The organism is Pseudomonas sp. Sample_16 (assembly GCF_004307665.1).
GTDB lineage: Bacteria > Pseudomonadota > Gammaproteobacteria > Pseudomonadales > Pseudomonadaceae > Aquipseudomonas.
Map to the genome: position 1 here is coordinate 79135 of NZ_RCOB01000009.1, position 11691 is coordinate 90825.

The window sequence follows — 11691 nt, forward strand, 5'->3', positions numbered from 1 at the left end:
AGGAGACGCATGATGGATCTACGCCAGCTTCGCCATCTGGTTGCACTGGCCGACTACCGCAGCTTTGGCCGCGCAGCCGAGGCGATCAACCTTAGCCAGCCGGCCTTCAGTCGCAGCATCCAGACCCTCGAACGGGACCTCGATTGCCTGTTGGTGGAACGCAGCAGTCGCGAATTCCGTCTGACCGGTCAAGGCGAATTGGTGCTGCAACATGCTCGCCGCTTGCTCGCCGGCAGTCAGGCCCTGCACAACGAACTCACCCAGTACAACGGCCTGACCGGCGGCGAGTTGCGTTTCGGTTGCGGCCCCTATCCGGCTCAATTATTGGTACCCGAAGCCCTGGCAGAATTTATCCAGGCCCATCCGGCGATCCGCATCAGCTTCCATCAGGGCGATTGGCAACAACTGGCGTTGTGGTTGCGTGAGCAACAGATCGAATTCCTGGTGGCCGATGCGCGCTATTTCACCGGTGATCCGCAATACCACGTGCAACTGTTGCGGCCGCGGCGCGGGCGTTTTTTCTGTCGTATCGGTCATCCCCTGGCCAAGCGCAAAAACCTGTCCCTGCGCGCCCTGCTCGATTACGCCGTCGTGGGCACCCGCATTCCGCCGATGATCCGCAAAATCCTCGCCGACGCCCAGGGCGAGCCGGACTTCAATCCGACCGTCGAATGCGCTCAATTCGATGCCATCTGCCGCGTGGTGAGACGCTCCGATGCGGTAGGCATCGCTACCATGGAAGCGCTCGCCGAACAGGTCGAACAAGGGTTGATACAGCTTCTGGAATTTGTCGATGCGCCCAGTGATGACCCTGGTCTGCTTCTGCATTACGGCATCGTCAGTCGCGTCGGCTATTCCCTGACACCCGCAGCGCTGGCAATGATGGAGGCGATAGTGCGGGTCGATGAGCGTTTGCTGGCAGCGACCTCGATGTAAACCCGGTGGGAGCCAGCAGGCTCGCTCCTACAGGATTTCGGGGCGCGGCATCAGGCCCGGCGTGCCAATGCTTGCACCGAACGAGGTTCCCCCAGAGCCCGCAGCAGGCAATGCATCGCTTCCTCACGACTGCGCTCGAAGCGATAGCGCGCTTCGATGTACAGCGCCAGTTTCAACTCCACCGGCTCCTCAAACGGCAACGGCACATGTTGCAACCCCAATGCACCGGCAACCCGGCTCGGCAGGCTCATGCCGAACGGATGCCGGTCGGCCATCACCTTCGCCGCCAGCGTGCTTTGGGTGCTTACCGCCAGTGTACGGCGCAACCCCTTCAGGCCGAGTTGCAAATCCACCGGGCTGAGCCCGTCGCGGCGGCTGGAAATCTGGATCTGCGGTTGCTGCAAATAGGCTTGCAAGGTACTCGGCGGCTCCTTCAACGCGGCGCCGTAAGCGAACACATAACGATCGGCGGGCAATACCTGTTTATGCAAGCCGGCCAACCCGGCCAGGGGTTGGTCGAGGTCGATCAGGATGTCCAGTTTGCCGCTCGACAGTTCCTGCAAGGCATCGCGTCGACGTGGCTGGAAGTAGCGGACCTGCCAGTCGGCGTGGGGCGATTCGAGCAAGGCATCGAGCAAAACCGGTTGCAGGCAATCCAGGCAACTGATGCGCAACAGCGGATTGTTCTGCCGTGCGGCGGGAATCATCCGCAAGCCGTCGCGCAGGGATTCCAATGCAGCGCGCACGTAATCGGCCAGGCGATGGGCGACCAGCGTCGGGGTCACGCCCAGGCGACTCTTGATGAACAGCGGGTCGCCGCATAACTCGCGCAGGCGGCGCAATGCGTTGCTCATGGCCGGTTGCGACAGGCACATCACTTCGGCGGCACGGGTGACACTGCGCTGCTGGTAGATTGCATCGAAGGCGAGCAGCAGGTTCAGGTCGAGCTGGCGTAAATCAAGCATGGTCTTGCTCCGGCAAATCGCTTAACGTCGCGCAGCCTAACCAGTGTTTCGCCAGACGCCGTGAGCCCTACATGACAAAAAGCGATCAGGCATCGTGCAAGCAACCTTTGCCCAATGCGTTCTATGCCCCGACCTTGCTGCCCGCCATCGAGGAGTTGCTCGCCCGCGGGGTTGCCCGCGACCGTATCGAAGCGCTGTTCCGGCGCAGCCTGTTCGAGTTGCGCACGCCGTTCATGCGCGTGCCGCTCTTCCTGTCGCGGCGTTTCTGGGCATTTGCGCAAGAACAGACCGGCGACCCGTTGATCGGTCTGGCGGCAGGCCGGCGCTTTGTTTCCACCGCCACCAATGGTCTGACGTACCTGTTCGACGTGGCCGCGACGCTGGACAGCGCGTGCCAGTATTTCGTGCGCTTCTTCCCGTTTTTCAATGGGCACTTCGAGGCACGGATTGTGCGCGGCGAACACGATGTACAGCTGCAATTGCTCGAACGTGGCAGCGTCAGGATCAGTGCGCCGAGCGCCGATTACATCCTCATCAGCCTGTGCAGCATGCTGCGGCGCAAATTTTTGGCCAGCGGCCTTGAACGCGACCCGATCCTTGGCGTCGATCTGGCGTGCGCCTGCACGAACAGCCCTGAACTGCATGAGCAGGCGTTCCGCGTACCGGTAGGCTGGGGGGCACCACAGCATGGGATCCGTCTCGATTCCGAGCTGTTCGTCACGGCGCTGACACCTGGCAATCATGAACTGGAAAACACCCTGATCGATTTGCTGGAGCAAACCCGTCGCAACAGCGAACCGACCTTGCTGGAGCAAGTGAGCGATCACCTGATCGCCGACCTCGCCAATGCCAACTGGCAACAGTTCTGCAGTGCTCGGCATTTGCTTGAGCGCACGGCGGCACGACGCTTGAAGGCGTTGGGCTGGAGTTTTTCAGAATTGCTGGATGAGTATCGCCGCTGCCGGGCCGAGGACTATTTGCAGGGCGCGGACCTGGAACTGGTGGAGATTTCCGACCGACTTGGTTACAGCGATGTGCAGAGTTTCAACCGTGCCTGTCTGCGCTGGTTCGGGTGTGCGCCGGGGGTGTATCGGGCCAAGTGGGCGCAGCCGTCAGTTCTGGGGTGAATGAACTGGCCCCATCGCGAGCAGGCTCGCTCCCACAGGGTTATCGGGTGTACACAACACCTGAGTTAAACCCGATGGGCAAGCCCGCGATGAGGCCAGACCAAACACTACAAATCCTACTGCCCCGCCGCCAAGCTGGTAGCCGCCTGCTCCGGCGTCACAATGCTGTTCAGATCGATATGCTTCCACTCGGGCTTGGCCCCCAGCCGCGCATTGAACCGATAGTTGAACGTGAACTCATCGCCGGTCGCCACGCTCAGCGGCTTGCCATACACCGCCTCCACGCCCGCCAGGTCGTAGCCCATCAACTGCAACAAGGTCGGGAAAATGTTGTAGTGACTCGAACGATCCTTGTTGGCGGCCAGTTGCGCCTGCCAATCGAGGGTTTTCAAACCGCTGCCCTGGATCACCACCAGCGGAACCAGCCCTTCCTCTTCCACCGGGTCGCCACCGCAATGGGTGTTCAAGCCGGGATTGCCCCGTTCATGCAAATCCTGTCCGTGATCGGAGGTGTAGATCAGCAGCGCGTTGTTCAAGTTGGCCTGGGCAAACACCCGTGAGAAAAACTCGCCGACGTTCCACAACAAGGTGTTTTTGTAAGCATTGCGATACAGCAACCAGTCATCCGGCTGGCCGTTAAAGCCATTGCGTTCACCGGTGTCGGCCACTTCGGTGAACTGTCCGCGAGGCAATGTCGGGCGGTAGGCCATGTACGCGTCCGGGTATTTATCGTGCACCGGAAAATGCGCGCCGACCTTGTTCATCACCACCAACTGCGGCTTGTCGTCGTTGAGCAGTTCGATCAGTTTCGCCGCTGCGGCCATGTCGCGCTCGCGCACACTGGTCTGGTCGAATTGCACGAATTCGTCGATGTCTTTTTTCTCGGTTTCGTTCATCAGATTCTGCAGATTGCCGCCGGTGCGCTGGGCGTCGATGTAGACCGTACGCAAACCAGCGATTTTCGCGTACTGCCAAATCGACGGCAGCGTGCTGTTGATGCGTATGTAATCGGCGCGGGTTCCGCCATAACGCAAGGTGATGTTGGTGTCGGCGCTGCAGTTGGCGATCGCGGCTGCGTAGCCGTAGTTGAAGATGTCGACCCCGGGTCGCGGCTGCTTGAGGTTGCTGTGCACGCCAAACGGCGCGTTGATGTCCAGGTAATTGCCGGAAATGCTCTCGTCGATGATCAGCACAATGTCGTGGTTCACCGCTTGATCGACGCGCGCCAGGCTCACCGGTTCGCGCGGGCCAACGGTGTTGTGCAGGGATTCATAGGCAAACAGGTTCAAGTAAGCCAGTGGCGTGTACATCTGTGGCAGACCCCGTGCGCCCTCGCCCGCGCGCACGAACAGCACCGCGCTGAGCAGCAGCACCCCCATCAACGGTGCCGCCACCAACACCGTCCCGGGAACAGGCCAGCGCCGACGTGGCTTCAAACCGATACCGAGCAGCAGCGGCAAACCACCCAGCACACCACTGATGATCGCATCGCGGTACTGGATGAGCGCTTCCTGGATAAAACCACCGGAATACACCATCGAGACAAAGCTGCTGTATGTCAGGTAATCCGCAGTGACCTGCGTATACACATCAAAGAATAGCGCCGAGGCAAAGAGGCCGAGAGCGAACAAATATCGAATAATTGTTTGTCGAATATAAGCCGACATGAACAGTGCAACTGTCAATACAACGAACATTCCCGCGAACAGAACTAATGGATAACTGATTCCGATCGCACTGATACGCCCAAAGTAATAGTCGTAATGGGTGATCAAATAGACAGCTATGAGTAGTTCTTTGAGATATCGAATCATTGTCTTTCCGGTCTGCATTCACGCCGAAGGTCAATAAGTAGTCGGCCATTTTTTGACACTAGCACCGGGCCATCAAAGCGCAAGAAATGACGTAAAAGAGATGAAAGCGTCAAAAAAAAATCGTCTCAAATCTGACACACTCAAGTGCCTACAAGCCTTGTAATTCAAGCCTTACGACCGTTTATCGCTTTCCTTGAATTAGTTTCCGTCGCTCAAATTCGCGGTAAACCCAACTGCCACAAGCCTTTGATGGCAATTGGCCCCCCAAAACTGGGGATGTCTTACTCTTTTAACATGTCATTTTGCTGACACGCTTTTCCAAGGCTGGGCTATACCCCTTTTGACAGTCTCATTTCTGATCTTTCCACCGTCTTACGAGGCACGCCAATATGGACGTGAGCGTATTTGGTACGGGCTATGTTGGCCTGATACAAGCAGCGGCACTGGCCGATGTCGGACATCGCGTCTTATGTGTCGACATTGATCCCAATAAGATCAAGCAACTTCAACAAGCCGTACCGCCGATCAGTGAACCGGGACTTTCCGGAACGCTGGAAGAAAACATCAAGGCCGGCCGGTTGCTGTTCTCCACCCAGGCCAGCGACGCGGTCGAGCACGCCGAGCTGATCTTCATCGCCGTCGGCACGCCCGCCGATGAAGACGGTTCCGCCGACCTCAGCCATGTGCTGAACGTGGCCCGGCAGATTGCCAACCACATGGAAGCTGACCGCACCCTGATCATCAAGTCCACGGTGCCGGTCGGCACCGCTGACCAGGTCGCTGCCACTGCCCGCACTGAACTGCAACGCAGGGACAAGGGCGCGCTGACGGTGCGGGTGGTTTCCAACCCCGAGTTTCTCAAGGAAGGCAGTGCGTTGGCCGACTGCATGCGTCCGGACCGGATTATCGTCGGCACCGACGATGACGAGGCCCGCAATCAGATGAGCGAGCTGTACGCGCCCTTCTGCCGCAATCGTGAAAAGCTGATGTTCATGGACAACCGCAGTGCCGAACTGACCAAGTACGCGGCCAACGCAATGCTCGCCACCCGCATCAGTTTCATGAACGAACTGGCCAACCTCACCGAATTGCTCGGCGCCGACATCGAAGCGGTGCGCAAGGGTATCGGTTCGGACCCACGCATCGGCTACCACTTCATTTATCCCGGTTGCGGCTTCGGCGGTTCGTGCTTCCCCAAGGATTTGCGCGCCCTGCTGCATACCGCCGAACACAATGGCATGCCGCTGCGACTGTTGCGCAGCGTCACCGACGTCAATGACAGCCAGCGGCACATTCTGTTCGGCAAACTCAAGGCGCAGTTCCCGCAGGGGCTGGCCGGCAAGTCCATCGCGATCTGGGGCCTGGCGTTCAAACCCAATACCGATGACATGCGCGAAGCACCGAGCCGCTATTTGATGGAAGCCTTGTGGGCCGAAGGCGCCAGCGTGCAGGCCTATGATCCGGAAGCCATGTCCGAATGCCGGCGCATTTATGGCTATCGCAACGACCTGCACCTGTGTGCTACCCGCGACGACACTCTGGAAGATGCCGATGCGCTGGTGATCTGCACCGAGTGGAAAAATTTCCGTGTGGTCGACTTCGACCTGTTGGCGAGCAAGCTGCGTTCGCGGGTGATCATCGACGGACGCAATCTGTATAACCCCGAACACGTCGCGGCGGCCGGCCTGCACTACAGCGGTATCGGCCTGCGTCACGTCGTACCCGAGGCGCCGCGCCCATGAAAATTCTCGTGACCGGAGCCGCCGGCTTCATTGGTGCCCATTGTGTGTTGCGGCTATTGCGCGACGGGCATCAGGTATCCGGGCTCGATAACTTCAACGATTATTACGACCCGCAACTCAAGCACGACCGCGTGCAATGGGTGCAGGAGCAGGTCGGCCCTTTCCAGCTCTCTACGGTTGACCTGGCCGATGTCGCGGCCATCGAGTCATTGTTCGCCGAGGAACAACCCGAGGTGGTGATTCACCTCGCGGCCCAGGCCGGCGTGCGCTACTCGCTGGAAAATCCGCGGGCCTACCTCGACAGCAATCTGAACGGTTTCCTCAATATTCTCGAAAGCTGCCGCCGGCACCCGGTCAAGCATTTGATCTACGCCTCATCCAGCTCGGTGTACGGCGCCAACCAGCACACGCCGTATTCGGTGCAGGACGGCGTCAATCACCCACTGTCGCTGTACGCCGCGACCAAGAAAGCCAACGAACTGATGGCCCACAGTTACAGCCATCTGTTCGGCATTCCCTGCACCGGCCTGCGCTTCTTCACCGTGTACGGTCCCTGGGGTCGGCCGGACATGTCGCCGATTCAGTTCGCCCAGGCGATTGCCCAAGGGCAACCTCTGAAGCTGTTCAACTACGGCGAGCATCAGCGCGATTTCACCTACATCGACGACATCATCGAAAGCATCGCCCGGCTGATCGACCGCGCACCGCAAGCCAACGCCGCCTGGGACCGCGAACAACCGGACCCGGCCAGCAGCATGGCGCCATGGCGGATCTACAACATCGGCGGCCAGCACCCGGTGGAGCTCAAGGACTACCTGGCATTGCTGGAAAAACACCTGGGGCAAAAAGCCCTGGTCGAGTTGCTGCCACTGCAGCCCGGCGATGTTCTCAACACCTGCGCCGACGCCAGCGACCTGGCCCGCGCCACCGGTTTCCAGCCCCGTATCGAGCTGGATGAGGGACTCGGGCGTTTCATCGCCTGGTTTCGCGACTACTACCCACTGCCTGTTGCCCCTGCGCCGCTCGCGGCTGAATTCCAGCGGAGGAATGCTCAATGACTGGACATGAACAAGGAGTACCGCTCCAACAGATGCGCCGTGACAAGCGCCTTGACCCCGAACACCGGATGCGCCTCGACGCGGCTATTCACATGCAGGGTCGAGGTTGGGTGACGGGGCGTGACGGTGGTCGGCCATGGACGTTGTCGCGTACCAACCGGGTGTTCGCCTGTTTCGGCGCGTTGGTGATCCTGGTGCTGATCTCGCCAATGCTGTTGGTGTTGGCGCTCGCCATCAAGCTCACCAGCCCCGGGCCGGTGATGTTCGTGCAAAAACGCACCGGTTACCGCGGCCGTCTGTTTGGCATGTACAAATTTCGCACCATGGTCGCCAATGCCGAGGAGCTCAAAGAGTCGCTGCGCCACCTGAACAAACACGGTGCCGACGCCATCGACTTCAAGATCGACAAGGACCCGCGGATCACCGGCATCGGTGGTTTCCTGCGCCGTACCAGCCTCGACGAACTGCCAAACCTGATCAATGTGGTGACCGGCGACATGCGCCTGGTAGGCCCACGGCCAACCTCGTTCAACGCCTATCGCTACAAGGACAATCATCTCGCGCGCCTGAGCATCTACCCCGGCATGACCGGTCTGTGGCAGATCTCCGGGCGCAGCAATATCGACTTCGACCAGCGCGTTGAGTTGGACCTCAGCTATATCGCCGAGCAGAGCCTGCTGCTTGATCTGAAGATTCTGTTGAAAACCCCCTTCAAAGTATTCAGCGGCCACGGAGCAAGCTAATGGACGGTTCAACTGCTAAAAGCCTCAGCATCGCCAACCCCAGCGAGTCCAACCTGACGTCGGCCGTGTTGGATCAGGATCTGCGCATCCTGCTCCTGACCGCGGCCAACCCCGGTGCGGGCACCACCACCAGTGCCCTGGCGCTGGCCAGCCAACTGGCGCAAATGAGCAGCGGCCAAGTGCTGCTGGTCGACGCCAGCCAGTCCGCGACCAACCTTACCCAACAACTGGGGCTGAGCAAGGAGCGCGGCTTTCGCGACCTGCTCTTCAACGAGCAAAGTCCGCCGCTGTTGCAGGACTGTGTGGTCAACGTGTCGAGCCTGCCCTTCCACGTGCTGCCGTTCGGGCGCTTCGCCCGGGGCAGTGAACACCTGACACCGGAGCGCCTGAGCCCGTTGCTCGATCAGCTCGGCAGTCAGTACCGCTTCGTGGTGATCGACGGTGACGCGGTGTATTCGGCCGCCGACACGCTGGTCATCAGTACCCAGGTGGACGGCGTGATCATGGTCGTGCGCTCGGAAGATACACGCTGGGAAGTGGCGCAGGCGGCGGTTCAACGCCTGACCCAGGCCGGGGCGAAACTGGTCGGCAGTGTGTTCAACCGACGCAAGTACTACATGCCCAAGTGGCTGTACAAAAACCTGTAAGCCCTCGCAAAAAGGATGACGCCATGAACGCCAAGATGCTTGTCCTGCTGTTGCTGCCGCTTGCAGGTTGCACCAGCACTTCCGAAACCCAGAACATGCCGGTCAATATTCTTACCGCCTCACCGGCCAACGCCCAGGCCACCGACATGCCCAAGATCGAACAGACCTTGCGCCCACAGGACGTGCTGGACGTGATCTTCCACATCAGCACCAGCGGCTCGGATGCCTACCGCATTCAGTCCGGTGACCAGATCGGTCTTAACTTCACCGCTGCCAGTCAGCTCAACGGCAATCAACTGGTGCTGCCCGATGGCACCATCGAACTGCCGGGCGCCAACACCTCGGTGAAAATCGCCGGGCTTTCGTCCGAAGAAGCACGCCAGGAAATCCAGCGTGCCTATCAGCGTAAACAACTGTTCCAGCCCAACCGCAACCAACTGACCGTGCAGGTCATCAGCCCGCTGAGCAACGAGTCGAACCTCAAGAGCGCGCTGAACCACCCGGCCACCGGCATGAGCCGCGAGATCACCGTGGGTACCGACGGTTATGCGAGTTTCCCGGAAATTGGCGCGGTGCCACTGCAAGGCATGACCGTCAACCAACTGGAAGACTTCCTCAATAAGAGGTACGCACAACTGCCGGGCCGGATGACGGTCGACGTGCTGCTCAAGTCCACCGCAGGTAACGAAATCTATGTGCTCGGTGAAGTCGGCCAGCCAGGTTCCTACCCGATCCGCCGTCCGGTCTCGGTGCTTGAAGCCCTGACCCTGGCCCGTGGTTCGAACGTCAAGGCGCGCCTCGATTCGGTGGTGATCATGCGTCGCAACGGCAATCAGGTCCAGGCCCGCCGTTACGACGTGGAAAAAGCCCTGTCCGGCGATGCCTCACAGATCGCCTACCTGCAACCGGACGACATGCTCTATGTGCCCAAGACCAAACTGGCGAGCGCCGGTGAGCTCGCACGGCAACTGGCGGACGTGGTGCTGTTCCAGGGTGTGGGCTTCAGCTTCGGCTACCGCGTCGACAACAAAGACAGTGACAGCAACTAACTCTCAGGTGAATCGACATGAATCCAAAGGAAAACTACCTGCACGAGTTCTTCAGGATCTTCTTCGCCAACAAACAACTGGTGAAGCGCGTATTCCTGGTCTTTGCAGTGATCGCACTGGTACTGCCGCTGTTGCTCAAACAGAGCTTCGATATCACCGCCCAGGTGATCGTGCAGTCGAAAAAACTTTCCCAGGGTGACGCCACTACGTCGCTGACCCAGGAAAACGCGCAATTCATCCCACCGTCACTGGCCGACATGGAAACCGAGAGCAATATCCTGCGCTCGCCGGCCCTGATCCGTCAGACCATCAGCGAGTTGCGCGACAAGGGTGAATACACCCCGCCTCCGGGCATGCTCAATAAACTGTTGGCGCAACCGTTCAAGAAATATGTCAGCACGCCGCTGCGTGAAAACGTGGTCAACCCGCTGAAGTCGGCGCTGGGCATGGAAACCGATCCGGTGCGCGACACCGCGCTCGATTCCCTGACCCAAGAGGCTATCGATAGTCTGAAGATCGAAACCCTGCCGGGCTCCAACGTGATCTCGATCATCTACAGCTTTCCTGACCCGACCCAGGGCACCAAGTTTGTCGCGACGCTGCTGCAAAACTACCTGGTGAGCCGTCAGGCCTTGCAATCGATCGACCTGCCACAGAGCTTCTACGAAACCAAGAAGACCCAATACCAGGTGCGCCTCAACGGTTTGGAAGACGAGCGGCAGACCTTGCTCGGTGCGGTCGGCTCGTCCGATCCCAAGGAAGAGATCACCTTCCGCCTCAACGCCATCAACACCGAAGAGCAAGCGCTCAACCTGTACCGCGATCGCCTGCTGCAAAGCCAACGCTGGCTCGACTACCTGAAAACCAGCCTGGCCGCCGCCAAGGACTCCAAGCTCAACGACTACACCTTCCCCTACACCTTCACCACCACCGTGGACAACGTGGCGTTCGAGGATCGCGAGATCAAGCAGATGGGTGAGGCGCTGACCAGCCAGGTCAGCCGCTACATGAACGACCTGGCGATCTTCCAGCCCGGCAGTGAACCGATGCTGCTGACCCGCGAGCAAATCGCCCGCACCCGCCAGCAGTTCCTCAAGGTGGTGAGCAACCGGATTCAGGAACGTACCAACGACCTGGCAATTGTCAGCTCGGTGATCGACCAGAAAACCGCACGCATTGCCGAGTTCAAGAACCGCATCCGCCAGTTGCAGGAAACCCAGAGCAAGTTGCGGCAGAAGGACACCGAGATCGACGCTCTGCACGCGGCCTTCTCCACCTACGCCCAGCGCTTTGCCGAGAGCAGCACTGCTCGTTCGCTGGACAACGACCTGTCCAACGCCCGAGTGCTCAGCCCACCGTTCGAACCGACCGAGGCGGCGTTCCCCAAGCCGCTGCTGATCATTCCGTTCGGCTTGTTCACCGGGCTGTTGCTGGCGATTGCCTTCGTCTACGTACGTGAGTTCTTCGATCATCGCTTCAAGCATCCAGCGCAGATCACCCACGAACTGGGCCTGCCGGTACTGCTGGTGATCAACGATCAGAACGTGGAGCCAGGCAATCCGCACAGAAACTGGAGCGTACCGAGCTTCGTCCATTGGGTGCGCAATTGA

Annotated in this window: 10 protein-coding genes; 8 read left to right on the plus strand and 2 right to left on the minus strand. The window is 59.6% G+C overall.

Annotated elements, in window-relative coordinates; translation table 11 throughout:
• Positions 1-9 precede the first annotated feature (9 nt).
• Positions 10-936 (plus strand): LysR family transcriptional regulator, encoded by a 927-nt coding sequence (locus tag D8U69_RS01065; protein WP_241664347.1) that lies wholly within the window; start codon positions 10-12, stop codon positions 934-936.
• 50 nt (positions 937-986) lie between these two features.
• Here D8U69_RS01065 and D8U69_RS01070 read toward each other — a convergent pair whose 3' ends face one another.
• On the minus strand, positions 987-1901 hold the full coding sequence (locus D8U69_RS01070) for a LysR family transcriptional regulator (protein WP_130905091.1): 915 nt from the start codon (positions 1899-1901) through the stop codon (positions 987-989).
• Positions 1902-1972: 71 nt separating this feature from the next.
• Between D8U69_RS01070 and D8U69_RS01075 the strand changes: the two genes are divergently transcribed.
• Complete coding sequence (locus D8U69_RS01075; protein WP_130905092.1) at positions 1973-3028, plus strand: AraC family transcriptional regulator; 1056 nt, start codon at positions 1973-1975, stop codon at positions 3026-3028.
• A 116-nt stretch (positions 3029-3144) separates the two neighbouring features.
• On the opposite strand, the gene D8U69_RS01080 is transcribed toward D8U69_RS01075, so the two are convergent.
• Positions 3145-4842 carry a sulfatase-like hydrolase/transferase gene (locus D8U69_RS01080; protein WP_130906488.1) on the minus strand — a complete coding sequence of 566 codons (1698 nt, stop codon included), beginning with the start codon at positions 4840-4842 and terminating at the stop codon, positions 3145-3147.
• A gap of 389 nt (positions 4843-5231) precedes the next feature.
• On the opposite strand from D8U69_RS01080, the gene D8U69_RS01085 reads away from it, so the two are divergent.
• The 6 genes from D8U69_RS01085 to D8U69_RS01110 are packed head-to-tail and all read left to right on the plus strand — an operon-like array spanning position 5232 to position 11691.
• Positions 5232-6584: a UDP-glucose/GDP-mannose dehydrogenase family protein gene (locus D8U69_RS01085; protein WP_056856839.1), complete on the plus strand. Its 1353-nt coding sequence runs from the start codon at positions 5232-5234 to the stop codon at positions 6582-6584.
• A complete protein-coding gene (locus D8U69_RS01090) occupies positions 6581-7642 on the plus strand; it encodes an NAD-dependent epimerase (RefSeq protein WP_056856840.1) in 1062 nt (353 codons plus the stop codon). Before D8U69_RS01085 ends, D8U69_RS01090 begins: the two co-directional genes overlap by 4 nt.
• Complete coding sequence (locus tag D8U69_RS01095; RefSeq protein ID WP_130905095.1) at positions 7639-8385, plus strand: sugar transferase; 747 nt, start codon at positions 7639-7641, stop codon at positions 8383-8385. The genes D8U69_RS01090 and D8U69_RS01095 overlap by 4 nt, the downstream gene beginning before the upstream one ends.
• Positions 8385-9032: a CpsD/CapB family tyrosine-protein kinase gene (locus D8U69_RS01100; protein WP_056856842.1), complete on the plus strand. Its 648-nt coding sequence runs from the start codon at positions 8385-8387 to the stop codon at positions 9030-9032. The genes D8U69_RS01095 and D8U69_RS01100 overlap by 1 nt, the downstream gene beginning before the upstream one ends.
• 23 nt (positions 9033-9055) lie before the next feature.
• A complete protein-coding gene (locus D8U69_RS01105; protein ID WP_130906489.1) occupies positions 9056-10081 on the plus strand; it encodes a polysaccharide biosynthesis/export family protein in 1026 nt (341 codons plus the stop codon).
• A gap of 17 nt (positions 10082-10098) precedes the next feature.
• Complete coding sequence (locus D8U69_RS01110; protein ID WP_056856844.1) at positions 10099-11691, plus strand: Wzz/FepE/Etk N-terminal domain-containing protein; 1593 nt, start codon at positions 10099-10101, stop codon at positions 11689-11691.